The organism is Staphylococcus sp. FW104-15G4D (assembly GCF_058790135.1).
Genome location: NZ_JBYTCH010000001.1, coordinates 587,538 through 612,949 on the forward strand (window position 1 = coordinate 587,538; position 25,412 = coordinate 612,949).

Sequence of the window (25,412 nt, forward strand, 5' to 3'; positions counted from 1 at the left end):
GTACCAAATAAAGAAGTAAATGTAAGCTAGTCTTTTATATGGAATTTCAGGGCATATTGCATACAATTTTCTGGGAATTAGCAAATTTAAATATTTGTTTCACAGGGGGGACTCCTTTTGGCTCAATCAAAAAACGAATTTTACCTTAGACGACTACATTCGTTATTAGGTATTATCCCAATTGGTGCATTCTTAATTGTTCACTTATTGGTAAACCATCAAGCAACACAAGGCGCAGAGGCTTTCAATAAAGCATCTGGTTTCATGGAATCATTACCATTCTTAATTGTGGTAGAATTTTTACTTATTTATATTCCATTGCTATACCATGGACTTTTTGGACTACATATCGCATTTACTGCAAAAGAAAACATCGGTCATTATTCTCTATTTAGAAACTGGATGTTCTTCTTCCAACGTGTAAGTGGTATTTTAGCTTTCATTTTCATTGCGATGCACTTATGGCAAACACGCTTACAGAAAGCATTTTTCGGTAAAGCAGTAGATTACGACATGATGCATGAAACGTTAAAAAATCCATTATGGGCAATTTTCTATATCATTTGTATCATTGCGGTAGTATTCCACTTTGCAAATGGTTTATGGTCATTCTGTGTTACGTGGGGCTTTTTACAATCTAAAAAATCTCAACGCGTATTCACTTGGATTTCTTTAATTGTATTCTTAGTGGTTTCTTATATCGGTGTATCAGCTATTATCGCATTTATGTAACAACGATGATTTCAACTTAAGTCTTAGATTTTTAATATCAGGGGAGTGACATTTCTATGGCAGAGAAAAAAGTTATTGTTGTCGGTGGAGGACTTGCCGGTCTGATGTCAACAATTAAAGCGGCAGAACAAGGTGCACATGTAGATTTATTCTCATTAGTACCTGTAAAACGTTCGCACTCTGTTTGTGCCCAGGGGGGCATTAATGGTGCGGTTAATACTAAAGGTGAAGGAGATTCTCCGTGGATTCACTTTGACGACACAGTATATGGGGGAGACTTCTTAGCTAACCAACCACCAGTAAAAGCGATGGCTGAAGCAGCACCAAAAATTATACACTTATTAGACCGTATGGGCGTAATGTTTAGTAGAACAAACGAAGGTTTATTAGACTTCAGACGTTTTGGTGGTACGTTATATCACAGAACTGCATTTGCCGGTGCTACAACAGGACAACAATTATTATACGCTTTAGATGAACAAGTTCGTTCTTATGAAGTAGATGGATTAGTAACTAAATACGAAGGCTGGGAATTCCTAGGTATCGTTAAAGATGATGAAGATGCAGCAAGAGGTATCGTTGCTCAAAATATGACAACATCAGAAATTCAATCATTTGGATCAGATGCAGTTATTATGGCTACAGGTGGTCCTGGTATCATCTTCGGTAAAACAACAAACTCAATGATTAATACAGGATCTGCAGCATCAATTGTTTATCAAGAAGGTGCAATTTATGCTAATGGTGAGTTTATTCAAATCCATCCAACAGCTATTCCTGGAGATGACAAATTACGTCTTATGAGTGAATCAGCTCGTGGGGAAGGTGGACGTATTTGGACATATAAAGATGGTAAACCTTGGTACTTCTTAGAAGAGAAATACCCAGATTATGGTAACTTAGTACCTCGTGATATCGCAACGCGTGAAATTTTTGATGTATGTATTAACCAAAAATTAGGTATCAACGGCGAGAACATGGTATACCTTGATTTATCTCATAAAGATCCACATGAATTAGACGTTAAATTAGGTGGTATCATTGAGATCTATGAAAAATTCACAGGTGATGATCCTCGTAAAGTACCAATGAAAATCTTCCCAGCTGTACACTACTCAATGGGTGGACTATATGTAGACTATGATCAAATGACAAATATCAAAGGTCTATTCGCTGCTGGTGAGTGTGATTTCTCTCAACATGGCGGTAACCGTTTAGGAGCTAATTCTCTATTATCTGCAATTTATGGTGGTACTGTTGCAGGTCCTAACGCAGTTAAATATGTTCAAAACATCGAAACTTCTTATTCAGAGTTAGACGACAGTATTTATGAAAAACGCGTTAAAGAAGAACAAGAACGTTTTGACAAGCTGTTAAATATGCGTGGTACTGAAAATGCTTATAAACTTCACCGTGAGTTAGGTGAAATTATGACAGCTAACGTAACAGTTGTACGTGAAAATGATAAATTATTAGAAACAGATAAGAAAATCCAAGAATTGATGAAACGTTATGAAGATATCGATATGGAAGATACACAAACTTGGAGTAACCAAGCCGTATTCTTCACTCGTCAATTATGGAATATGCTAGTATTAGCACGTGTTATTACTATTGGGGCTTACAACCGTAATGAATCTCGTGGTGCACACTACAAACCTGAATTCCCAGATCGTAATGATGATGAATGGTTAAAAACTACAATGGCTCATTATAGAGGTAGAACTGAAAAACCAGAATTTACTTACGAGCCAGTTGATGTAAGTTTAATTCCACCACGTAAACGTGATTACACTAGTAAGTCTAAGGGAGGTAAAAAATAATGGCTGAACAATCAGTAAAAGAAACTCCAGAAACTCAAGGTAATCAACAAACAAAAGAACAGAATCAACAATCTAATCAAAAAACAGTTAAATTAATCATTAAAAGACAGGACAATAACGAATCTAAACCATATGAAGAAACTTTTGAAATTCCTTACAAAGAGAATTTAAATGTTATCGCATGTTTAATGGAGATTAGACGTAACCCTGTTAATGCTAAAGGTGAGAAGACGACTCCAGTCACTTGGGATATGAACTGTCTTGAAGAAGTATGCGGAGCTTGTTCAATGGTTATCAATGGTCGCGCAAGACAATCTTGTTCAGCAATCGTTGACCAATTAGAACAACCTATCCGTTTAGAACCTATGAGTACGTTCCCAGTTATTCGTGACTTACAAGTTGACCGTTCAAGAATGTTCGACAACTTAAAACGAATGAAAGCTTGGATTCCAATTGATGGTACGTACGATTTAGGTCCTGGACCACGTATGCCAGAGAAAAAACGTCAAACAGCTTACGAATTATCTAAATGTATGACATGTGGTGTTTGCTTGGAAGTATGTCCAAATGTAACGCCTAATAACAAATTCGTTGGGGCTCAAGCGATTTCTCAAGTGCGTTTATTCGACTTACATCCAACTGGTTCAATGACTAAAGATGAACGTTTAGATGCTTTAATGAGCACTGGTGGTTTACAAGAATGTGGTAACTCTCAAAACTGTGTGAATGCTTGTCCTAAAGGTATTCCATTGACAACTTCTATCGCAGCTTTAAACAGAGAAACATCATTCCATATGTTTAAATCATTCTTCGGTTCTGACCATAAAGTAGATTAATATCGATTATATTACGACTAAGACGTTAAAGTCTTAGTCGTTTTTTGTTTTAAAAAAATTTCCCATCAATATGAGTGTCTTTTTAAATTAGTATGCTTCTTAGAAATCATTTTCAAAATAGAAAGTAAAACTAGATTCGTAATAATAAACAGTATAAGTCCATTGTGATAAAATAAAGGTTAACTGAAAAAATAAGGATGAAGATATATGAATAAACCTATAGGTGTTATCGACTCAGGTGTGGGAGGTTTAACGGTAGCCAAAGAAATCATGAGACAATTACCAAATGAGACGATATATTATCTTGGTGATATTGGACGATGCCCTTATGGACCTAGACCTGGAGATGAAGTTAAACAGTTTACTACAGAAATTGCTCAAAAATTAATGGAATTTGATATAAAAATGTTAGTCATTGCTTGTAATACAGCAACAGCTGTTGCATTAGAGCATTTACAAACATTGTTGCCTATTCCTGTTATTGGAGTTATTGAACCAGGTGCACGAACTGCGATTATGACGACTAAAAATCAAAATGTTTTAGTATTAGGAACTGAAGGTACAATTAAATCAGAAGCTTATCGTACTCATATTAAAAAGATTAATCCTAACGTCAATGTTTATGGTGTGGCATGTCCAGGTTTTGTACCGTTAGTTGAACAAATGAGATATAATGACCCAACTATCACAAGTATTGTTATTCATCAGACATTAAAACAATGGAGAAACAGTGATGCTGATACTGTAATTTTAGGTTGTACGCATTATCCTCTATTATACAAACCTATTTATGATTATTTTGATGGTGAAAAAACTGTAATTTCTTCAGGATTAGAAACTGCACGTGAAGTAAGTGCGTTATTAACGTTTAGTAATGAACATGCGAGTTATACAGAACATCCAAAACATCGATTCTTTGCGACTGGTGATACCACACATATCAAAAATATTATTGCCGAATGGCTTAAAATGAATGTACAAGTTGAACAAATTACAGTAGGTGAGTAAGAGAAGGGAGTAAGTATAGTTATGTCAGATATTGTCATTGCATCGAATAACAAAGGTAAAATTAATGACTTTAAAGTTATTTTCAAAGAAGATAATGTCATAGGTATTTCTGAACTTTTACCAAATTTCGATGTTGAGGAAACAGGTACTACATTTGAAGAGAATGCTAAATTAAAATCAGAAGCTGCAGCCAAGGTGTTAAATAAGCGTGTGATTGCTGATGATAGTGGGCTTGAAGTGTTCGCACTTAAAGGTGAACCAGGTGTCTATTCAGCAAGATATGCAGGACTAGATAAAAGTGATGATGCTAATATTGATAAGCTATTGGCTAATTTAGAGAATGAATCTGATCGACGAGCACAATTTGTTTGTGTGATTAGTATGAGTGCACCAGGTGAAGAAACTAAAACATTTAAAGGCACAGTTTCTGGTGAAATTACTCATGCAAGACAAGGGACTCATGGATTTGGTTATGATCCAATCTTCTTTGTGCCTGATAAAAAGAGAACAATGGCAGAACTTACTGACGAAGAGAAAAGTGAGATAAGTCACAGAGGAAATGCGATTCAATTGTTGAAAGCGTATCTAGAAGGTGGTCAAAATGAGTAAGTGGATTATTATTAGTGATAATCATAATGAATCAGGGATTTTGTATCACGTGTTTGAAAAGCATCAAGATGCTGATGCCTTTCTACATCTAGGTGATTCGGAGTTTCAATATAATGATACGGAATTAAGTCTATATCATCGTGTTAAAGGCAATTGTGATTTTTATCCTGAATTTCCTGAAGAAGAGATAATTGAAGAAGAGGGTATGAAAGCTTTTTACACACATGGACATTTTTACGATGTCAATCGTACGCGTATGAAACTTGCTGAAAAAGCAAAATCTCTATCTTGCCAATTTGCATTTTATGGACATACTCATGTTGCTAAATATGAGAATATTGCTGGAGTACATGTTATTAATCCAGGTAGCATCTCACAATCACGCAGTAATATAGAAGAAACATTTGCTGAACTTATTATTAATGATACCGGCTCACAGGCTGAACTAAATTTTAGAAATAGAGAAAATAAAATAATAGATACAGTTTTGATAAATATTTAAACAGATAAGCATTAGAAAACGATACCTGCCCGTAAAAGGGCAGGTATTTTTTTAGATTACGACACTTTAGCATTGTTTAAATACAGTTAGGCACAAGTAATGGAAAATTTTAGCGGATTTAATGATTGTTATGCATTTTCTTTTTAGAAGAGCGATATTTAAGTAATTAAAAGATAGCGTAATTAAACTACGCATCTTTTGTGATCAATCTAATTAAACCATCCGCTTTGTGTAAATAATCTTTATTAACTAAAAAATGAGGGATACTACATTTGTAGTATCCCTCATCGTCTTAAAAGTATATTATTAGCGTCCTGGGAGGGATTCGAACCCCCGACCGATGGCTTAGAAGGCCATTGCTCTATCCAGCTGAGCTACCAGGACATTTTTTAACACAAGAATTATTATATCTAAATGGGGGAGTTTTAGCAATAGTTCTCTTATAAAAAATGTTTATATTTTTCACTATAGTAGTGCTTTTTATACTAGAATGTTAATTTATTGTAAAGATGCAAGGAATTTTTAACAATTGAATTGTAAACAATACACTAAGGAATTCCAAACTGTTGTGTAAACGTTTTCATTTCACAGTTTAGACCTTTAAATACCGACTTAAGAAAATATAAACAAATTGTGCTAAATCCGCTTTATAGTATAAGTAACAAAACGATAGATAAACAAACAACACAAGTTCATTCATCGTTTTAAATTAATTAACTCACGCATTATCACATTTTACTGAAGGAGTGTTTGTAATGGAAAAATTATTCGACGCAATTAGAAACACAGTCGATGCTGGAATCAACCAAGATTGGACAAAATTAGGAACTAGCATTGTTGACATCGTTGACAATGGTGTAAAAGTTATTTCTAAATTTATTGGTGCATAATTCAGATTATTAATATCGTTTTAATAATAAAGGAGAGATTATAATGCAAAAATTAGCAGAAGCAATCGCAAACACAGTAAAAGCAGGACAAGATCATGATTGGACAAAATTAGGTACAAGCATCGTTGATATCGTAGAAAACGGTGTAAGTGCATTAACTAAAGTATTCGGTGGTTAATTTTCGATAAATAAGAACTTAATTATAAATAAAATAAACTAAAGGAGAGACTATAATGACTAAATTAGCAGAAGCAATCGCAAACGCAGTAAAAGCAGGACAAGACCATGACTGGGCAAAATTAGGTACAAGCATCGTAGGAATCGCTGAAAATGGAATCAGCTTATTAGGTAAAGTATTCGGATTCTAATTTAATCAACTTACTCATTTTTTAATAAACTACTAAAAGGAGAGATTATAATGCAAAAATTAGCAGAAGCAATCGCAAACACTGTAAAAGCAGGTCAAGATCACGATTGGGCAAAATTAGGTACAAGCATTGTTGGTATCGCTGAAAATGGTATTAACGCTATCACTAAAATCTTCGGTGGTTAATTAGCGAATTTAATAATATTCTAAATCTAAAATATAAATAAAGGGAGAGATTTTAATGACTAAATTAGCAGAAGCAATCGCAAACACAGTAAAAGCAGGACAAGACCATGACTGGGCAAAATTAGGTACAAGCATCGTAGGAATCGCTGAAAATGGTATCGGTTTATTAGGTAAAGTATTCGGATTCTAATATATGATTAGATGGACCAGGGCAAGCGCTCTGGTCTTTTTTTATTTGCAGATTATTTGTTATTATTAAAAAGAATAAGAAGTTTGTTCATTAAAATTTGAAACGGGGATAAATTGTGACATATAAACATATCTTATTAGATTTCGATGGTACAATAGTTGATTTTTACGATGCAGAGGAAAAGGCATTTTATAATATGGCAAAACATTACGGTCATTTTCCGACTAAACAAGATTTCCAACATTTTAGAAAGGTCAATCAATCACACTGGGAAGCTTTTCAACAAAATGAATTGACGAAAGAACAAGTTTTATCTCATCGATTTATTAATTATTTCAATGATTATTACATAGAAGTAGATGGTAAAGAAGCGGATGAGATATTTAGAGATGAATTAGCTAAAGCGCCGCTTAAATTTTTCGATCAAACGATTGAAACTATTAACCAGCTGAAAGATAAACATTCATTATATATTGTTACGAATGGTGTGACAATCACGCAACAGCGTCGTATTGCTCAGACAAATTTTAATGATATATTTAATGGAATATTTATTTCAGAGCAGACTGGTTACCAGAAACCTATGCGAGAATTCTTTGATTACATCTTTAATGAGATTGGAAACATTAATAGAGAGGAAACAATTATAGTTGGAGATTCGTTGACCTCTGATGTTATGGGTGGCCTCAATGCTAATATTCAAACATGTTGGTTTAATTACCGTGAAAAAGAAAATAACTCTAATATACAACCTCATTACGAGATCAGTAATTTGTCAGAACTAATTAATATTGTTGAATAGAAAAAAGCCATTGAATGTATGCTAAATACATTTAATGGCTTTTTATATAACGTTAAGGTTTCCAAATTAATACATCGTGACCTTCAGGGTTTTTAGCTTCGACATCCTCAAAACCATGTTTTAAGAAATAGTCTTTTGAGTTGTTTCTAGCAATGGCTTTGATAGGTTTATTATTTTCTTTAGCAAAATCGATAAGCTTTTTAGCATAGCCACGACCTTGATATTTTTCAAGAACTTCTAATTTCCATAATAAAATGTAATCATCACAATCTGGGAAATAAGTTTCTTCAACTTCGCCTTTGTCGAGTAAAGCCATTCTTGCCGCTAATTTATCTCCTACAAAAATGCCATAAAAAGGTGAATCTGAACTTGCATCTATCATTTGACCTTTTAATTCTTCAACCATATAGAGATCTTTATTGCCGAACTCTCTAAAATCTTCAAAGAGCTCATCAGTTTTATAATTTATCTCTAGATGTTTTACCTCGCTCATATTTTCTCTCCCCTTTAATTTCTTTTCTCTATTATACCTTATTTTAATGTTAACTTTCATTTATTTAAAATTATAGAAAATTCCAGTTTTAAAATGAATATATAAATAAATTTAAGCCGTAAAATTGTCATAAATGAGTATAGTCTTTATACTATATGAGTAATAGTGATACTGAAGGAGTTAAAACATGAAGTGCAATGTAATAAAGTTAAATGAAGATGATCAGTTTATCTCTAAAATAAAAAATGGCGATTCTCAAATTGCGAGGTTTTATGAATATGATGCAAGTTTAAGAGATAGTTTCTCTAAAAGACTTAATACTCCAAATAATGGTAGAGAAGAGCAACTTTCTTCTGTTATAAAATCTTATATGAGTGATTTAGATTTGTCAGAATCACAAATTATGAATATTAAAGATTTAGCTGAGGGAGCTAAAGTAGTAATTGGAGGACAGCAAGCGGGATTGTTTGGAGGACCTCTCTACACTTTTCATAAAATTTTTTCAATTATTACTCTAAGTAATCAACTGACAAATCAATATAATGAAAAAATTATTCCCGTTTTTTGGATTGCTGGAGAAGACCATGATTTTGATGAAGTTAATCATACTTTTGTATTTAATCATAAGAAGGCAACGCTCGATAAGATTAAATATCATACGATGACTCCACCTGAAACTAGTGTTACTCGTTTTACTCCTGATAAAGAAGCTTTATTGGAGTCGCTTAATCAGTTTTTTAAAGAATTAACAGAGACTTCCCATAGCAATGAAGTGTATCAGTTATGTCGTAACATCATCTTACGCTACGAAAATTGGACTGATATCTTCAAAGGACTTCTACATGAAATTTTCAAAGAATATGGGGTATTATTCCTAGATGCTCAATTCACAGAGTTAAGGAAAATGGAAAAGCCTATTTTCAAAGATATACTAGATAAAAGTGAAAAATTGGATCAAGCTTTTCGAGACACACAATCCAAAATTGAAGCACAAGGATTAAATCCAATGATTCAGACAGACACTAATACTCATTTATTTATTCATGATGAAAATATGAGACAGTTATTAAAATATAAAGATGGCAGATTTATTACTAGTAAATCGGAGAAGTCATATTCAAAAGAAGATTTATTTAACATTATTGAAAATGAGCCCGAGAGAATATCAAATAATGTTGTTACTCGTCCAGTTATGGAAGAGTGGTTATTTAATACTGTTGCATTTATTGGTGGACCAAGCGAAATAAAGTACTGGTCAGAATTAAAAGAAGTGTTTAATTTACTTAATGTTGAAATGCCCATTGTTTTACCTAGACTTAGAATAAGCTATATGTATGATAGAACTAAAAAATTATTGAAACAATATAATCTGAAAACTGAAACTATCATTTCATATGGAGTAGAACAAGATAGACAGAAATTTGTACGTGAAAAAGCCTCTCAAGAATTAATAGATGAAGTAGAGCAAATGAAAGTAAAACAGCAACAACTAACTGAAAGATTGAAATCTCAAGTTGCAGGAAATCATGATAATGAATTATTGATAGAGAAGAATAATGAAATTCACCAAGAACAATATCATTACTTGTTAAAACGCTACTTATTAAATGTAGAAAGGGAAAATGATATTAGTATGCGCCAATTTAGAGAAATTAATGAAGTGCTCCATCCAATGGGTGGATTACAAGAAAGAATTTGGAATCCATTACAAATAATGAATGATTTTGGGAAAAATGTGTTCCATCCCTCCACCTACCCACCACTTCATTACACTTTTGATCATATAATTATAAAACCTTGATATAAAGGCGTTTGAACCCGTTTTATCTTTTTGATAAAACGGGTTTTTTTGTGTTTGAGCAAATAAATTGAACTAATTTTGCATAATTAGTGGAGGATAGTGGGGAGATGTGGTAAATTATAAATAAGGTGAGGTGATAAAAAATGTTCATGGGAGAATACGATCATCAATTAGATACAAAAGGACGTATGATAGTACCGTCCAAGTTTCGTTATGACTTAAATGAACGTTTTATTATCACTAGAGGCCTTGATAAATGCTTATTTGGTTACACACTTGAAGAATGGCAACAAATTGAAGAGAAGATGAAAACCTTACCTATGACTAAAAAAGACGCACGTAAATTTATGCGTATGTTCTTCTCTGGTGCTGTAGAAGTAGAATTAGATAAGCAAGGTCGTATTAACATACCTCAGAATTTGAGGAAATACGCTAATTTAACCAAAGAATGTACAGTAATAGGTGTGTCTAATCGTATTGAGATTTGGGACAGAGAAACTTGGAATGACTTCTATGAAGAATCAGAAGATAGTTTCGAAGATATTGCTGAAGATTTAATAGATTTTGATTTTTAAATGGAGGTATTCAAGTGTTTCATCACGTCAGCGTCATGTTAAACGAAACCATTGATTATTTAAATATTAAAGAAGATGGTGTGTATGTTGACTGTACGCTTGGTGGTGCAGGTCACGCCCTTTATTTACTTAATCAATTAAATGATGAAGGTAGACTTATTGCGATTGATCAAGATTTAACAGCCTTAGAAAATGCAAAAGTTGTTTTGAAAGAACACTTACATAAAGTCACTTTTGTTCATAACAACTTTCGAGAATTAACGAATATTTTAAAAGATTTAAACATTGAAAAAGTAGACGGCATCTATTACGACCTCGGTGTTTCGAGTCCGCAATTGGATGTCCCTGAAAGAGGATTTAGTTATCATCACGATGCGAAATTAGACATGCGGATGGATCAAACTCAATCACTATCTGCTTATGAGGTAGTGAATGAATGGTCTTATGAAGCATTGGTAAAGATTTTTTATCGTTACGGTGAAGAAAAGTTTTCAAAACAAATTGCAAGAAGAATAGAAGCTAATCGAGAACAACATCCAATAGAAACGACTTTACAACTCGTTGACATCATCAAAGAAGGTATACCTGCCAAGGCGAGACGTAAAGGGGGACATCCTGCTAAAAGAGTTTTTCAAGCAATTCGAATAGCTGTAAACGATGAATTATCCGCGTTTGAAGATTCAATTGAACAAGCAATTGAGAGTGTAAATGTTAATGGAAGGATTTCGGTCATCACGTTCCATTCTTTGGAGGACCGCTTATGTAAGCAAATTTTCCAAGAATATGAGAAAGGACCAGAAGTTCCGAGAGGGATACCAATTATTCCTGAAGGTTACTCGCCGAAATTAAAACGTGTAAATCGCAAACCGATAACTGCTACTGAAGAAGATTTAGACGAAAACAATCGTGCGCGTAGTGCAAAACTACGTGTTGCAGAAATTTTAAAATAAGGAGTAATTGAAATGGCTGTAGAAAAAATTTATCAACCTTATGATGAAGCAACTCAAACCAGTATTCCACAAAGACAACCGCAATCTCGTCCAGAAAAACAGACTGTTAAAAGAAAAGTAGTCGTACAATTAACTAGATTTGAAAAAGTTTTATACATAACGCTTATTACAGTAATTGCCATGATTAGTATTTATATGCTATCTTTAAAAATGGATGCGTATGATACGCGGGGAAAAATTGCAGATTTAGATCAAAAAATAGAAAAACAATCTAGTGAAAACAGCGCATTAAAGTCTGAAATCAAGAAAAATTCTTCATATGAACGCATTTACGATAAGGCTAAAAAACAAGGTATGAGCCTACAGAACGATAATGTAAAGGTAGTGCGTAGTAATGGCGAAGCGAAAAATTAAAATTAAAAAAAATAAAATAGGGGCAGTCCTTCTAGTTGGTTTATTCGGACTGCTCTTTTTTATATTGGTTTTAAGGTTCTCATATATTATGGTAACTGGTCATTCAAATGGTCAGAATCTTGTGATGAAGGCAAATGAAAAATACTTAGTAAAAAATTCTGAGCAACCAGAGCGTGGTAAAATTTATGATCGCAATGGGAAGGTTCTTGCAGAAGATGTTGAAAGGTATAAAGTTGTTGCAGTTGTCGATAAAAAGGCAAGTCAAAATAGTAAAAAGCCACGTCACGTAGTAGATAAGAAGAAAACAGCTAAACAATTATCTAAAGTTATAGATATGAAAGCTTCTGATATTGAAAAACGACTCAATCAAAAGAAAGCTTTCCAAGTTGAGTTTGGTCAAAAAGGAACTAACTTAACTTATCAAGATAAAGAAAAAATTGAAAAAATGAATTTACCTGGGGTTTCATTATATCCTGAGACAGAACGTTTCTATCCTAATGGAAACTTTGCCTCTCATTTAATTGGTATGGCTCAAAAAGACCCTGACACAGGACAACTAAATGGTGCATTAGGTGTTGAAAAAATCTTTAATAGCTACTTAAATGGAACGCAAGGTACTCTTAAATATATCCAAGATATTTGGGGTTATATTGCTCCTAATACTAAAAAAGAACAAACTCCTAAACGAGGAGACGATGTTCATTTAACGCTTGATTCTAATATTCAAGTCTTTGTTGAAGAAGCGTTAGATGGCATGGTAGAGAAATATGCACCTAAAGATTTATTTGCAGTTGTAATGGACGCTAAAACAGGTGAAATACTCGCTTATAGTCAACGACCTACCTTTAACCCTGAAACAGGTAAGGATTTTGGTAAAAAGTGGGCTAACGATTTATACCAAAATACGTATGAACCAGGTTCTACATTCAAGTCTTACGGATTAGCTGCTGCTATCCAAGAAGGTAAATTTAAACCTAATGAAAAATATAAATCTGGACACAGAGACATTATGGGTTCTGAGATCTCAGATTGGAATAAAGAAGGTTGGGGCAATATACCTATGACTCTAGGCTTCACCTATTCATCTAACACATTAATGATGCATTTACAAGATTTAGTTGGTGCAGATAAGATGAAGTCATGGTATGAACGTTTTGGCTTTGGTAAGAAAACAGATGGAATGTTTGATGGAGAAGCATCAGGCCACGTAGCTTGGGCTAATGAGTTACAACAAAAAACATCTGCGTTTGGACAATCTACGACTGTTACACCTGTACAGATGATTCAAGCACAATCAGCATTTTTCAATAAAGGTAATATGTTAAAACCTTGGTTTGTAAATAGTATTGATAATCCTGTCACTAAGAAAAACTTCTATAGTGGTAAAAAAGAGTACGCAGGAAAACCAATTTCAAAAGATACTGCTGATAAAGTTGAAAAAGAGTTAGACAAAGTTGTTAATAGTAAACAAAGTCATGCGATGAATTATCGCGTTAAAGGTTACGACATCGAAGGTAAAACTGGTACCGCTCAAGTAGCAGATTCAAATGGTGGCGGATATGTTAAAGGTGAAAATCCTTACTTTGTAAGCTTTATAGGTGACGCGCCGAAGAAAAATCCTAAAGTCATCGTTTACGCGGGTATGAGTTTAGCTCAGAAAAATGATGAAGAAGCTTACGAGATGGGTGTAAGTAAAGCATTTAAACCTATTATGGAAAACACACTCAAGTATCTCAATGTAGGTAAATCAAGTGATTCTGCATCTAAAGCTGATTACAGTAAGGTACCTAACGTTGAAGGTCAAGAAACACAAAAAGCAGAAGATAGTATGAATGCTCAGTCGCTCAAACCAGTTACTATAGGTAGTGGTAAGCAAATTAAATCTCAATCTGTCAAAGCAGGGACTAAGATTTTACCTCATAGTAAAGTAATGTTACTTACAGATGGTGATATCACTATGCCGGATATGACAGGTTGGACAAAAGAAGATGTACTCGCATTTGAAGACTTAACACATATTAAAGTTTCCACTAAAGGTAATGGTTTTGTAACTAACCAAAGTATTACTAAAGGCCAAGCGTTGAAAAACAAAGATAAAGTAGAAGTGACACTATCTGCTGATAAAACTGATGATAGTGAAGATGATTCAAATGCAACAGAAGCTAGTAAAAATTCGAAAGATGAAAGTAAGTCTAAAGATAAAAACTCTAAACAAGATTCAAGCTCATCTTCTAAATCAGAATCAAAGGATAGTTCAAGTTCTGACTCTAAAAAAGACTCCAATAGCAATTCAAAAAATAATTCAAGTTCCAGCGATGACAGCTGATTGAACTAAGCAGACAACAGAGGTTGGGATGATCATTTTAGGGATTAACTAAGAGATGGTCCCAACCTCATTTGTTTATGTTTAAAGATTTATATGAAAATAAACCGAAAACTGATAAACTATTAAAGGTTATTTACAATTAACGAATATATTAGAAAGTGAAGAAAAGGAGATTCATATGTTATTTATATATGCGATCATCGCACTACTCATAACATTTATATTAGTACCAGTGCTCATTCCTACGTTAAAAAGAATGAAATTTGGCCAAAGCATTAGAGAAGAAGGGCCTCAAAGCCACATGAAAAAAACAGGAACACCAACTATGGGTGGACTCACGTTTTTAATAAGTATTATTATTACATCTATTATTGCAATCATATTTGTCGATAAATCAAATCCTATTATTTTATTATTATTAGTCACTATTGGATTCGGACTAATTGGATTTATTGATGATTATATTATAGTAGTTAAGAAAAACAACCAAGGTTTAACGAGTAAACAAAAATTCTTAGCTCAAATTTTAATTGCAGTTATATTCTTTGTGCTAGGTGATGTTTTTCATTTAGTTAATTTCACTACAAATTTACATATTCCGTTTACTCATTTTGATTTACCACTCTCCTTCGCGTATGTAATATTTATAATCTTTTGGCAGGTTGGTTTCTCAAATGCGGTAAACTTAACTGATGGACTGGATGGCTTAGCTACAGGGTTATCTATCATTGGATTTGCTATCTATGCAATAATGAGCTTTATATTAGATTCCCCAGCAATCGGTACGTTCTGTGTCATTATGGTGTTTGCATTAATAGGCTTTTTACCTTATAACCTAAACCCAGCAAAAGTATTTATGGGTGACACAGGTAGTCTTGCATTAGGAGGAATATTCGCTACAATCTCAATTATGTTAAATCAGGAATTGTCGCTTTTCTTTGTAGGATTAGTTTTCGTTATTGAAACATTATCAGTTATGATGCAAGTAGCATCTTATAAATTAACTAAGAAACGTGTATTTAAAATGAGTCCTATTCACCATCATTTTGAATTAAGTGGATGGGGAGAATGGAAAGTAGTAACTGTATTCTGGACAGTAGGTTTAATTTCAGGATTAATAGGTTTATGGATTGGAGTGCATTAGAGTGCTGAATTACACAGGATTAGAAAATAAAAATGTTCTAGTAGTTGGCTTAGCTAAAAGTGGTTATGAAGCTGCAAAATTATTAGCTAAATTGGGTGCAAACGTCAAAGTGAATGATGGAAAGGACCTTTCCCAAGACGCACATGCAAAAGATCTTGAATCAATGGGGATAGAGGTAATAAGTGGTGAACATCCTCTTTCGCTACTTGATAATAATCCTATTATTGTCAAAAATCCGGGTATCCCTTATACTGTTTCAATTATTGATGAGGCAGTTCGCAGAGGTTTAAAAATCTTAACCGAGGTCGAATTAAGTTACCTTATTTCTGAGGCACCTATTATAGGTGTGACTGGCACAAATGGTAAGACGACTGTGACATCTCTAATAGGGGATATGTTTAAAAAAAGTGTCTTAACAGGTCGTCTATCAGGAAACATAGGTTATGTTGCTTCTAAGGTAGCTCAAGAAGTTAAAGCTGATGAATATTTGATTACAGAACTTTCATCTTTCCAATTATTAGGTATTGATGAATACAAACCTCACATAGCAATCATTACAAACATATATTCAGCACATCTAGATTATCATGAGTCTTTAGAAAATTATCAAAATGCGAAAAAACAAATTTATAAAAATCAAACTGAAGATGATTATCTCATTTGTAACTATCATCAAAGACATTTAATTGAAACAGAGAATTTAAAATCAAAAACACTTTATTTTTCAACACAGCAAGAAGTTAATGGAATATATATTAAAGACGGATTTATCGTATTTAATGGCGTTCGTATCATAAATGTTAAAGATTTAGTTTTACCAGGCGAACACAACTTAGAAAACATTTTGGCTGCAGTATTAGCTGCTATTTTGGCAGGCGTACCAGTTAAAGCCATCGTAGATAGTCTGACAACTTTCTCTGGAATTGATCATAGACTGCAATACATTGGTACTCACCGTACGAATAAATATTATAATGATTCCAAAGCAACTAATACTTTAGCTACACAATTCGCTTTAAATTCATTCACACAACCTATTATTTGGTTATGTGGCGGTTTAGATAGAGGCAATGACTTTGATGAACTTATACCATATATGAATAATGTCCGTGTAATGATTGTTTTTGGAGAAACACAAGAAAAATTTGCTAAACTAGGTAATAGCCAAGGTAAATATGTAATTAAAGCAACGAACGTTGAAGATGCAGTTGATAAAATTCAAGACATTATCGAACCTAATGATGTGGTGTTACTTTCACCAGCTTGTGCAAGTTGGGATCAATATAAAACATTTGAAGAACGTGGTGAGAAATTTATCGAGAGATTCCGAGCACACTTGCCATCTTATTAAGGAGTGTGAATGCTCATGGATGAAAATAATAAAAACAAAAATGATAAAGTTTCGCGCATTGAAGATTTTACTACATCTAAGAAAGACAATAATGATAAAGATGATGTGAGTCTTTTTAGAAGAAATAAAGATTTTCGTAATAGAAAAAGAAAACGTTTCGGTGACAGAGTTAATAACGATGAATATTCGAATGAGGAAACACAAGAAAATGATGTTCCCTATAATGATTCTCCAGAGATGGAAAGTACTAATGAAGATAAAAAGACTCAATCCGAAAATGAACATGATAAAGATAGTCTAAATCACGGTGATGAAGCAATACAACATCATAAAGACTCTCAAACAGAGATTAATGAAGACAATACAAATGAAGACATCGAAGATATAGAAGAACAATCTCAATCGGATAGTAAAAGTGATGCTTCTGAATCTAGTAAAGATGAGAGTGGTAAGGCGAATAAAGACGTTCATGAAGAGAAAAGTTATAAAAAAGGTTTTATAAATAAGATCCCTTTTATTAATAATAATAGTGATCACAACACAGAAAAAGATAAAAATGAACAACATAAACCTTTAACATTAGAAGAAAAAAGAGCGTTACGCCGAAAAAGACAAAAAAGAATACAGTATATCATTATTACTGTATTAGTATTATTGATTGTTATATTCTTACTTTATATGTTCACTCCTTTAAGCAAGATTTCTAATGTGAATATTAAAGGTAATAATAATGTTAGTAAAAGTAAAATCAATAAAGAGTTAAATGTTACATCTCATTCAAGAATGTACACATTTAGTAAGAGGAAAGCAATTAACAATTTGAAGAAGAATCCTTTGATCAAGGATGTTGAAATTCATAAACAATTGCCTAACACCATAAATGTAAAAGTAACTGAGTACCAAGTTGTTGGTTTAGAAAAAAATAAAGACAGTTACGTTCCAATTATAGAAGATGGCAAAGAATTAAAAGATTACAGTGATGATGTTTCACATGACGGACCAATTATCGATGGTTTTAAAGGAAATAAAAAAACACGAATCATTCAAGCTTTATCTGAAATGTCACCTGAAGTAAGAAGTTTAATTGCTGAAGTTAGTTATGCTCCAGAGAAGAACAAACAAAATAGAATTGAAATCTTCACTAAAGATGACATGCAAGTTGTCGGAGATATTACTACAATAGCCGATAAAATGAAATATTACCCGCAGATGTCACAATCATTAAGTAGAGATGATTCAGGTAATCTTAAGACTGATGGGTATATTGATTTATCAGTGGGTGCTTCATTCATACCTTATAATGGAGCAACAGGTGCTGAGTCTGAATCCGACCAGAATGTAACAAAATCTACACAACAAGAAAGTGAAGCTAAAGAAGAACTTCAAAGTGTTTTAAATAAAATTAATAATCAATCAAAAGATAATAATTAAAAAATTTCGTTAATACTATGTGTTTATAGTTCACAAGCTATTCAACGTATTGTAAACTAAACATAGTGTATTTTAATAGTAATTTGTCAGGAGGTGCCTATCTATGGAGGAACATTACTATGTAAGTATAGATATAGGTTCATCAAGTGTAAAAACGATAGTAGGCGAAAAATTTCACAATGGAATAAATGTGATAGGTACAGGACAAACCTACACTAGCGGTATCAAGAATGGTCTTATTGATGATTTTGATATTGCGAGACAAGCAATCAAAGATACAATTAAGAAGGCTTCAATTGCCTCTGGTGTAGATATAAAAGAAGTATTCTTAAAGTTACCTATCATTGGTACCGAAGTATACGATGAATCAAATGAAATTGAATTTTATGAAGATACTGAAATTAATGGAACACACATTGAATCAGTTTTAGACGGAATTCGTGATAAGAATGATGTAACAGAAACAGAAGTGATTAATGTCTTTCCTATTCGATTCGTAGTTGATAAAGACAATGAAGTTTCTGACCCTAAAGAATTAATTGCTAGACATTCATTGAAAGTTGATGGAGGCGTTATAGCTATACAGAAATCTATTTTAATTAATATGATTAAATGTGTTGAAGCATGTGGCGTAGATGTATTAGATGTTTACTCTGATGCATACAATTATGGTTCAATTTTAACCGCTACAGAAAAAGAATTAGGCGCTTGTGTCATTGATATTGGCGAAGATTTAACTCAAATTGCTTTTTATGAGCGTGGTGAGTTAGTAGATGCTGATTCAATTGAAATGGCTGGTCGTGATATTACAGATGATATTGCGCAAGGCTTAAATACTACATATGATACTGCTGAGAAGATTAAGCATCAATATGGACATGCTTTCTATGATTCAGCTTCAGAACAAGATGTATTCTCAGTAGATCAAATTGATAGTGAAGAACATGTTCAATATACTCAAAAAGATTTAAGCGATTTTATCGAACAACGTGTAGAGGATATATTCTTTGAAGTGTTCGATGTGTTACAAGAACTTGGACTTACTAAAGTAAATGGCGGATTTATTGTAACAGGTGGTTCTGCTAACTTACTTGGTGTAAAAGAATTACTGCAAGACATGGTAAGTGAGAAAGTAAGAATTCATACTCCATCTCAAATGGGTATTAGAAAACCTGAGTTCTCTTCTGCTATTTCGACAATTTCTAGTAGTATCGCTTTTGACGAGTTATTAGATTATGTTACAATTAGTTATCAAGATAATGAAGGATTTGAAGAGGAAGTTATCGAATCTGAAGATAAAGATAACGAATCTAAATCGAGCGGTTTTGATTGGTTTAAACGTAAATCAAACAAAAAAGAGAATCATGAGGAAGAACCTGAATCACCTCGTGAGGAAACATATGAAGACCGCAGAGAACATCACGAAGATGATTATCATCAATCAGAAGGTAAGGACAAAGAAGAAGGTAAATTTAAAAAACTAATGAAATCTCTATTTGAATGATTATTGGCCATTAAGACTAGGAGGAAATTTAAATGTTAGAATTTGAACAAGGATTTAATCATTTAGCTACATTGAAAGTCATCGGTGTAGGTGGCGGCGGTAACAACGCTGTTAATCGTATGATTGACCACGGCATGAATAACGTTGAGTTTATCGCTATCAATACAGATGGACAAGCGCTTAACTTATCTAAAGCGGAATCAAAAATCCAAATTGGTGAAAAGTTAACGCGAGGTCTTGGTGCAGGTGCAAATCCTGAAATTGGTAAAAAAGCTGCTGAAGAATCTCGTGAACAAATCGAAGATGCTATCCAAGGTGCAGATATGGTATTCGTTACTGCTGGTATGGGTGGCGGTACTGGTACAGGAGCTGCTCCAGTAGTTGCTAAAATCGCTAAAGAAATGGGCGCTTTAACAGTAGGCGTTGTAACTCGCCCATTCGGTTTTGAGGGACGTAAACGTCAAACTCAAGCTGCCGCTGGCGTTGAAGCAATGAAAGCTGCAGTTGATACATTAATTGTTATTCCTAATGATCGTTTATTAGATATCGTAGACAAATCTACACCTATGATGGAAGCATTCAAGGAAGCAGATAATGTGTTACGTCAAGGTGTACAAGGTATCTCAGATTTAATCGCTGTATCAGGTGAGGTAAACTTAGACTTTGCCGACGTTAAAACTATTATGTCTAACCAAGGTTCAGCATTAATGGGTATCGGTGTATCTTCTGGTGAAAATAGAGCGGTTGAAGCTGCTAAAAAAGCTATTTCATCACCATTATTAGAAACTTCAATTGTTGGTGCTCAAGGCGTACTTATGAACATTACTGGTGGAGAATCACTCTCACTATTTGAAGCTCAAGAAGCTGCTGATATTGTTCAAGATGCGGCTGACGAAGATGTAAACATGATCTTCGGTACAGTAATTAATCCTGAACTTCAAGACGAAATTGTTGTTACAGTGATTGCTACAGGTTTCGAAGATAAACCGTCATCTCAAGGTCGTAAAGCTACAAGTACTGGTTTCGGTTCAAGTGTTAATAGTAGTTCTTCTAACCAAAGTCATGCTACTCCTAAAGAAGACTCATTTGCTACAAACACTTCAACTAGCTCTCAATCTTCAGAAGGCGTAAGCGAAAGAAGTCACTCTACAAAAGATGACGACATTCCTAGCTTTATTAGAAATAGAGAAGAAAGACGTTCTAGAAGAACAAGACGCTAATTATATAAGATAATTTAGATAAAAAGCCATCAGAGTTTGTACTGATGGCTTTTTAAATTACAGTTTATGAATTACATAATATTACTAATTAATTTTCATGACACCAACATTAAGTATATATTTAAATTATTTATTCTTGTAACTTGTAGTTTAAATGGTAGAAAGTATGATATATAATAGTTTTATAATATACTTAATTGTCATGAATTATAATAATTGCTTTATTAACATTCTCAAATGGTGGTGAAACATAATGACTGAAAAGTTTATAAAGAAAGAACATTATTTAGATTATGATGTAAAACCTACTCATAGTATTAAGCTTGGTTTCACAACTAGAGAGAATGGACTGAGTCATTATCCAGAACACGCTTTTAACATGGCTAGATACGTGGATGATAATCAAGCTAATATTACTCAACATCAAGAAATTCTTGCAAATGAAATAGGCTTCGATAGAAATAATTGGGTTTTCCCAATTCAGACACATGGAAATAAAGTCACAGAAATTACTAAAGAACATCGAGGTATGAATATTGAAGAATTAACTGATGACTTATATGGGTTAGATGGCATTTTTACTTATGATTCCAATATATTATTAACCATGTGTTATGCTGATTGTGTTCCTGTTTACTTTTATAGTGAGAAGCATGGTTATGTGGGCCTTGCCCATGCTGGATGGCGTGGTACTTATGGTGAGATCGTAAAAGAGATGGTTAGAAAAATTGACTTTGATTTAAATGATTTACAAGTGGTTATTGGACCAGCAACATCTAATTCCTATGAAATCAATGATGATATCAAAGGTAAATTTGAAACATTAACAATTGACTCATCTAAATATATTGACTCGCGTGCAGCAGACAAACATGGTATTGATTTAAAAAAAGCCAATGCTTTATTACTTGAAGAAGTAGGCGTCCCATCAGATAATATCTATATTACTGAGTATGCTACTTCTGAAAATTTAGACTTATTTTTCTCTTATAGAATTGAAAAAGGTCAGACTGGACGTATGTTAGCATTTATAGGACGCAAGTAAAGTGAGGAGGAACGATAGTGAGTGTTAAACAAAATTTAAAACAAATTGAACAAGAAATAAGTGAACATTTAGAAAAAAGTTCTAATTCAGCACACCCTCACGTGATTGCAGTGACAAAGTATGTTACAATAGAGCGAGCTAAAGAAGCTTATGAAGCAGGTATTAGGCACTTTGGCGAAAATAGATTAGAAGGCTTCAAAGAGAAAAAAGCAGCATTACCTGATGATGTTGTATTTCACTTTATTGGTTCTTTGCAATCTAGAAAAGTTAAAGAAGTAATTAACGAAGTTGACTATTTTCACGCTTTAGATCGCCTGAGTTTAGCTAAGGAGATTAATAAGAGAGCAGACCATGTTGTATCTTGTTTTTTACAAGTTAATGTTTCTGGGGAAGAATCTAAACATGGTATAGCATTAGACGAAGTTAATGAATTTTTAAAAGAACTGAAAGCTTATGAAAACATCAAAGTAATTGGTTTAATGACAATGGCACCTCTAACTGATGATAGTGTGTACATAAAATCAATTTTCAATGATTTAAGACATAAAAAAGAAGAAATTCAACAATTCAATTTAGAACATGCACCTTGCACAGAATTATCTATGGGAATGAGTAATGACTATCAGATAGCAGTTGAAGAAGGTGCAACCTTTGTCAGAATTGGGACTAAACTTGTAGGAGAAGAGGAGTGAGCCCCTTGGCTTTAAAGGATTTATTTAATGGATTTTTTGTAGTAGAAGATGAAGAAGAAGTTGAAGCACCAGAAGAACGTGAAACATCTCAGACACGTGAGCGTGTACAAGAACGTGATGTTGAATCACGAAATGAAAACAATGTACCATCAACGCAATCACAAAACAGTGTAAACAAACAAAATGCAATCAAATCTGTGCCTCAAAAGAGCACAACAAGAAAAGGTGCAACTTCTGAAGAAAGGAATTATCGTATGAATAATAATTCAAAGAGTAATTCTCGTAATGTTGTAACTATGAACCAATCATCACAAAATTATGCGACACAAGAAAGCTCTAAAATGTGCTTATTTGAACCACGTGTGTTTTCTGATACACAAGATATTGCGGATGAATTGAAAAATAGACGTGCTACTTTAGTAAACTTACAACGCATTGATAAAGTATCTGCTAAACGTATTATTGACTTCTTAAGTGGAACAGTATATGCGATTGGTGGAGATATTCAGCGTGTAGGAACTGATATATTCTTATGTACACCTGATAACGTAGAAGTTGCTGGAAGCATAACTGATCATATCGAAAACATGGAGCAACATTACGAATAAGGAGTCTAATTATGGATATCGGTCTACTTAGTACTATATTCCGATTTATATTATTTTTGGTTCAAATTTATTATATAGGAATGATTATTTATTTCTTCACGTCTTGGGTTCCAAGCATTAGAGAATCAAAAGTGGGGGAATTTCTTGGTAAAATTTATGAACCTTTTTTAGAACCATTTAGGAAAATCATTCCTCCCATTGGCATCATAGATATTTCTTCTATAGCAGCTATTATAGTATTAGTATTATTTCAAAGAGGTTTAGTTTCAATTTTTAACATCATACTTACACATTTATCATAAAAATGAACTAGTTTGAATTTTATATGAGTATTTTAAGCGAGGCAAAGTATTTATTAAACTTTGACCTCGTTTTTGTCATGTGAAATTGAAGTTACCTTAATTGAATGTTGTTAAAATAAAATGTTAGGAGTGTCTCACATCGATATATATCAACATTTTAGAAGAGAAGAACAAGAATTGATAGATCAATTAATAGATAAGTGTAATCAAGCTGAAAATCACTATGCGCCTGTGCTCACTGCATTTTTAGATCCGAGAGGCCAATACATCTTAGAAGTCATCGTGGGGAGTTATGAAATGTTAAAAGTCAACTTTTATGGTGGTCCCTACGCTGAGAGAAAACGTGCTATCATAGCTCCATCATATTATGAGGCACAAGTAGAAGATTTTGAACTGTCACTATTACGAATCGATTATCCTGAGAAATTCGTTTCAATTCAACATCAACATGTGTTAGGCACCTTAATGTCTTTAGGTATTGAGAGAGAACAATTGGGGGATATTATAGTTGCAGATGATATACAATTTGTTTTGACAGAGCGTTTGGAATCTTATATTATGTTTGAATTAAATAGGATTAAAGGTGCCACAGTTAAACTTAATTCTATTCCTATAAAAGATATGATACAATCAAAAGAGAATTGGAAAATTCAAAGCACGACTGTTAGTGCAATGAGATTGGACGTTGTATTAAAAGATATGATCCATAAATCTCGTAATATAGCAAAGCAATTAATAGAAAAGAAAAGAGTCAAAGTGAATCATACTATAATTGATACACCTGACTTTCAATTAGAACAAAATGATCTACTTTCTATCCAAGGATTTGGCAGAGCTCAAATCACTCAAATTGGAGGAAGAACTAAAAAAGATAAACTACACATTACCTATCAGACATTATTTAAATAGTGATGAATTAAGGAGGATATATCATGCCTTTCACACCAAGTGAGATTAAAAATAAAGAGTTTAGTCGAGTGAAGAATGGTTTAGAACCCACTGAGGTTGCTAATTATTTAGATCAATTAAGCACTGAGATTGAACGACTTAAAGAAGATAAAAAGCAACTTGAAAAAGTAGTTGAAGATAGAGACACTAATATCAAATCTTATCAAGATGTGCATCAGTCTGTAAGTGATGCTTTAATTCAAGCTCAAAAAGTTGGAGAAGAAACAAAATTAGCTGCTAATAAAGATGCCGAAGCTACACTTGCTAAAGCTCAAGTTCAAGCTGATAAAATTGTAAATGATGCGATTGAAAAAGCACGTCGTTTATCATTCCAAACTGAAGATATGAAACGTCAATCTAAAGTATTTAGATCTCGTTTCCGTATGTTGGTAGAAGCTCAATTAGATTTACTTAAAAGTGAAGATTGGGATTACTTATTAAATTATGATTTAGATGCTGAACAAGTGACTTTAGAAGATATTCATCACTTAAATGATAATGATCTTACACCAGAAGAACGCGCTATGAAGGAAAGCCAATCTCAAGCAGAGAATAATAATGGAACAACTTCTACTTCTGAATCTTCACGTACGTCTAATAATCAATCAGAGACTTCTACAACTCATAGTAATTTATAAGCATTCTATTGATAAATGATTAATA

General features: G+C 33.2%; 29 protein-coding genes and 1 tRNA gene. 28 read left to right on the plus strand and 2 right to left on the minus strand.

Going from position 1 to position 25,412, the window contains the following annotated elements:
- Positions 1-117: 117 nt before the first annotated feature.
- The 6 genes from AC3WQX_RS03000 (at position 118) to AC3WQX_RS03025 (ending at position 5,510) form a co-directional block, all read left to right on the plus strand.
- The gene (locus AC3WQX_RS03000) at positions 118-732 is read left to right on the plus strand and encodes a succinate dehydrogenase cytochrome b558 subunit (RefSeq protein WP_002435177.1); all 615 of its coding nucleotides are present in this window, start codon (positions 118-120) and stop codon (positions 730-732) included.
- 56 nt (positions 733-788) lie between these two features.
- Positions 789-2,555 carry a succinate dehydrogenase flavoprotein subunit gene (sdhA, locus tag AC3WQX_RS03005; protein ID WP_002435075.1) on the plus strand — a complete coding sequence of 589 codons (1,767 nt, stop codon included), beginning with the start codon at positions 789-791 and terminating at the stop codon, positions 2,553-2,555.
- Positions 2,555-3,391, plus strand: a complete 837-nt coding sequence (gene sdhB / locus AC3WQX_RS03010) for a succinate dehydrogenase iron-sulfur subunit (protein ID WP_002435188.1) — start codon at positions 2,555-2,557, stop codon at positions 3,389-3,391. Before sdhA ends, sdhB begins: the two co-directional genes overlap by 1 nt.
- Before the next feature lie 207 nt (positions 3,392-3,598).
- Positions 3,599-4,399 (plus strand): glutamate racemase, encoded by an 801-nt coding sequence (racE, locus tag AC3WQX_RS03015; RefSeq protein WP_002435221.1) that lies wholly within the window; start codon positions 3,599-3,601, stop codon positions 4,397-4,399.
- Between the two features lie 21 nt (positions 4,400-4,420).
- Positions 4,421-5,008, plus strand: coding sequence for an XTP/dITP diphosphatase (locus AC3WQX_RS03020; RefSeq protein ID WP_030065269.1), 588 nt, complete (start codon positions 4,421-4,423; stop codon positions 5,006-5,008).
- The gene (locus AC3WQX_RS03025) at positions 5,001-5,510 is read left to right on the plus strand and encodes a YfcE family phosphodiesterase (protein ID WP_023350439.1); all 510 of its coding nucleotides are present in this window, start codon (positions 5,001-5,003) and stop codon (positions 5,508-5,510) included. Before AC3WQX_RS03020 ends, AC3WQX_RS03025 begins: the two co-directional genes overlap by 8 nt.
- A gap of 310 nt (positions 5,511-5,820) precedes the next feature.
- On the opposite strand, the gene AC3WQX_RS03030 is transcribed toward AC3WQX_RS03025, so the two are convergent.
- Positions 5,821-5,894 (minus strand) — tRNA-Arg (locus AC3WQX_RS03030).
- A 371-nt stretch (positions 5,895-6,265) separates the two neighbouring features.
- Here AC3WQX_RS03030 and AC3WQX_RS03035 point away from each other — a divergent pair.
- The 6 genes from AC3WQX_RS03035 (at position 6,266) to AC3WQX_RS03060 (ending at position 7,945) form a co-directional block, all read left to right on the plus strand.
- On the plus strand, positions 6,266-6,400 hold the full coding sequence (locus AC3WQX_RS03035) for a beta-class phenol-soluble modulin (RefSeq protein ID WP_002435197.1): 135 nt from the start codon (positions 6,266-6,268) through the stop codon (positions 6,398-6,400).
- A 43-nt stretch (positions 6,401-6,443) separates the two neighbouring features.
- Entirely contained in the window at positions 6,444-6,578 is a 135-nt protein-coding gene (locus AC3WQX_RS03040) for a beta-class phenol-soluble modulin (RefSeq protein WP_002435168.1), read from the plus strand.
- A gap of 55 nt (positions 6,579-6,633) precedes the next feature.
- A complete protein-coding gene (locus tag AC3WQX_RS03045) occupies positions 6,634-6,768 on the plus strand; it encodes a beta-class phenol-soluble modulin (RefSeq protein WP_492739787.1) in 135 nt (44 codons plus the stop codon).
- Positions 6,769-6,818: 50 nt separating this feature from the next.
- Complete coding sequence (locus tag AC3WQX_RS03050) at positions 6,819-6,953, plus strand: beta-class phenol-soluble modulin (protein ID WP_002435067.1); 135 nt, start codon at positions 6,819-6,821, stop codon at positions 6,951-6,953.
- 55 nt (positions 6,954-7,008) lie between these two features.
- Positions 7,009-7,143, plus strand: a complete 135-nt coding sequence (locus AC3WQX_RS03055) for a beta-class phenol-soluble modulin (protein ID WP_002435157.1) — start codon at positions 7,009-7,011, stop codon at positions 7,141-7,143.
- 115 nt (positions 7,144-7,258) lie between these two features.
- Entirely contained in the window at positions 7,259-7,945 is a 687-nt protein-coding gene (locus AC3WQX_RS03060) for a YjjG family noncanonical pyrimidine nucleotidase (protein ID WP_023350437.1), read from the plus strand.
- Between the two features lie 52 nt (positions 7,946-7,997).
- On the opposite strand, the gene AC3WQX_RS03065 is transcribed toward AC3WQX_RS03060, so the two are convergent.
- A complete protein-coding gene (locus AC3WQX_RS03065) occupies positions 7,998-8,438 on the minus strand; it encodes an N-acetyltransferase (protein ID WP_002435175.1) in 441 nt (146 codons plus the stop codon).
- Between the two features lie 187 nt (positions 8,439-8,625).
- Here AC3WQX_RS03065 and bshC point away from each other — a divergent pair, with 187 nt between their 5' ends.
- The 16 genes from bshC to AC3WQX_RS03145 all read left to right on the plus strand — a co-directional run bounded on the left by bshC (position 8,626) and on the right by AC3WQX_RS03145 (position 25,387).
- On the plus strand, positions 8,626-10,239 hold the full coding sequence (gene bshC / locus AC3WQX_RS03070; protein ID WP_023350436.1) for a bacillithiol biosynthesis cysteine-adding enzyme BshC: 1,614 nt from the start codon (positions 8,626-8,628) through the stop codon (positions 10,237-10,239).
- A 143-nt stretch (positions 10,240-10,382) separates the two neighbouring features.
- Positions 10,383-10,814, plus strand: coding sequence for a division/cell wall cluster transcriptional repressor MraZ (mraZ, locus tag AC3WQX_RS03075; RefSeq protein WP_002435248.1), 432 nt, complete (start codon positions 10,383-10,385; stop codon positions 10,812-10,814).
- Between the two features lie 14 nt (positions 10,815-10,828).
- On the plus strand, positions 10,829-11,764 hold the full coding sequence (rsmH, locus tag AC3WQX_RS03080; RefSeq protein ID WP_002435203.1) for a 16S rRNA (cytosine(1402)-N(4))-methyltransferase RsmH: 936 nt from the start codon (positions 10,829-10,831) through the stop codon (positions 11,762-11,764).
- A 12-nt stretch (positions 11,765-11,776) separates the two neighbouring features.
- A complete protein-coding gene (gene ftsL / locus AC3WQX_RS03085; RefSeq protein ID WP_023350435.1) occupies positions 11,777-12,178 on the plus strand; it encodes a cell division protein FtsL in 402 nt (133 codons plus the stop codon).
- Entirely contained in the window at positions 12,159-14,504 is a 2,346-nt protein-coding gene (locus tag AC3WQX_RS03090; RefSeq protein ID WP_023350434.1) for a penicillin-binding protein, read from the plus strand. The genes ftsL and AC3WQX_RS03090 overlap by 20 nt, the downstream gene beginning before the upstream one ends.
- Before the next feature lie 178 nt (positions 14,505-14,682).
- The gene (mraY, locus tag AC3WQX_RS03095; RefSeq protein WP_492739789.1) at positions 14,683-15,648 is read left to right on the plus strand and encodes a phospho-N-acetylmuramoyl-pentapeptide-transferase; all 966 of its coding nucleotides are present in this window, start codon (positions 14,683-14,685) and stop codon (positions 15,646-15,648) included.
- 1 nt (position 15,649) lies between these two features.
- Entirely contained in the window at positions 15,650-16,999 is a 1,350-nt protein-coding gene (gene murD / locus AC3WQX_RS03100) for a UDP-N-acetylmuramoyl-L-alanine--D-glutamate ligase (protein ID WP_002435137.1), read from the plus strand.
- 15 nt (positions 17,000-17,014) lie between these two features.
- Positions 17,015-18,430 carry a cell division protein FtsQ/DivIB gene (locus AC3WQX_RS03105; protein WP_037560582.1) on the plus strand — a complete coding sequence of 472 codons (1,416 nt, stop codon included), beginning with the start codon at positions 17,015-17,017 and terminating at the stop codon, positions 18,428-18,430.
- A gap of 103 nt (positions 18,431-18,533) precedes the next feature.
- Entirely contained in the window at positions 18,534-19,934 is a 1,401-nt protein-coding gene (gene ftsA, locus AC3WQX_RS03110; RefSeq protein ID WP_492739791.1) for a cell division protein FtsA, read from the plus strand.
- A gap of 32 nt (positions 19,935-19,966) precedes the next feature.
- Positions 19,967-21,154 carry a cell division protein FtsZ gene (gene ftsZ / locus AC3WQX_RS03115; protein WP_002435258.1) on the plus strand — a complete coding sequence of 396 codons (1,188 nt, stop codon included), beginning with the start codon at positions 19,967-19,969 and terminating at the stop codon, positions 21,152-21,154.
- A 253-nt stretch (positions 21,155-21,407) separates the two neighbouring features.
- Positions 21,408-22,199, plus strand: coding sequence for a peptidoglycan editing factor PgeF (gene pgeF, locus AC3WQX_RS03120; RefSeq protein ID WP_023350431.1), 792 nt, complete (start codon positions 21,408-21,410; stop codon positions 22,197-22,199).
- 17 nt (positions 22,200-22,216) lie between these two features.
- Positions 22,217-22,891: a YggS family pyridoxal phosphate-dependent enzyme gene (locus tag AC3WQX_RS03125; protein WP_002435178.1), complete on the plus strand. Its 675-nt coding sequence runs from the start codon at positions 22,217-22,219 to the stop codon at positions 22,889-22,891.
- Entirely contained in the window at positions 22,888-23,499 is a 612-nt protein-coding gene (locus AC3WQX_RS03130; RefSeq protein WP_023350430.1) for a cell division protein SepF, read from the plus strand. The genes AC3WQX_RS03125 and AC3WQX_RS03130 overlap by 4 nt, the downstream gene beginning before the upstream one ends.
- An 11-nt stretch (positions 23,500-23,510) precedes the next feature.
- Positions 23,511-23,801, plus strand: coding sequence for a YggT family protein (locus AC3WQX_RS03135; RefSeq protein WP_023350429.1), 291 nt, complete (start codon positions 23,511-23,513; stop codon positions 23,799-23,801).
- Between the two features lie 120 nt (positions 23,802-23,921).
- Positions 23,922-24,710, plus strand: a complete 789-nt coding sequence (locus AC3WQX_RS03140) for a YlmH family RNA-binding protein (protein WP_023350428.1) — start codon at positions 23,922-23,924, stop codon at positions 24,708-24,710.
- 23 nt (positions 24,711-24,733) lie between these two features.
- On the plus strand, positions 24,734-25,387 hold the full coding sequence (locus AC3WQX_RS03145; RefSeq protein ID WP_002435215.1) for a DivIVA domain-containing protein: 654 nt from the start codon (positions 24,734-24,736) through the stop codon (positions 25,385-25,387).
- Positions 25,388-25,412: the final 25 nt, after the last annotated feature.